Source organism: Phocaeicola sp. RTP21198st1_B8_RTP21198_201120 (assembly GCF_040929485.1).
Taxonomy (GTDB): domain Bacteria; phylum Bacteroidota; class Bacteroidia; order Bacteroidales; family Bacteroidaceae; genus Phocaeicola; species Phocaeicola dorei.
Genome location: NZ_JBCOCI010000212.1, coordinates 1,506 through 2,208 on the forward strand (window position 1 = coordinate 1,506; position 703 = coordinate 2,208).

At 41.7% G+C, this 703-nt stretch carries 1 protein-coding gene; it reads left to right on the forward strand.

The window, feature by feature from the left end; translation table 11 throughout:
- Positions 1–703, forward strand: a 703-nt coding sequence (locus AB5935_RS24620; RefSeq protein ID WP_368327713.1) for a TonB-dependent receptor plug domain-containing protein, incomplete at both ends; no start/stop codon positions are given.

Genomic DNA, 703 nt, shown 5'->3' on the forward strand with positions numbered 1-703 from the left:
CCTCTGCACCTATGGCTGCTATGCAAGGGAAAGTGGCCGGAGTAAACGTAACCAATAGCGGTACTCCGGGAGAAGGGCCGAAGGTAGCTATTCGTGGTAAAGGGTCATTTTCCAACAGCTCGCCTCTTTATGTAGTGGATGGTATGTTCTATGATGATATCAATTTCCTCAATAGTAATGACATTCAGGATATGTCTGTGTTGAAGGATGCTTCGGCTGCTGCCATTTATGGTGTGCGTGCTGCCAATGGTGTTGTTATTATCACTACCAAAAAAGGACAGCGTAACCAAAAAGCTAAAATTACCTATAACGGATATATAGGTGTACAGAAAGCTACAAACGTTTTAGAAATGGCTAACTCTCAAGAGTATTCTACTATGCTTCTCGAAGCTAATTATGATGCATATGTATCTACCATGAAGGCTTCTATTGATAAATTCGGCGGTGATTATTCCGATCCGGATTTTCATAACTGGAAATTCGATTCAGACACAGACTGGTATAAGGAGTTACTGCGGAGTGCGCTTATCACTAACCACAGTTTGGGAATTAGTGGTGGAACAGAGAAAAGCACTTATTCCGTAGGTATGAGTTATCTGTATCAGGATGGTGTAATGGATGTGGAGAATAATTATAAACGTCTCAATTTCCGTGCAGCACTCGATTATGAAGCAACCAACTGGCTGAAGGTAGGTTTTAATGG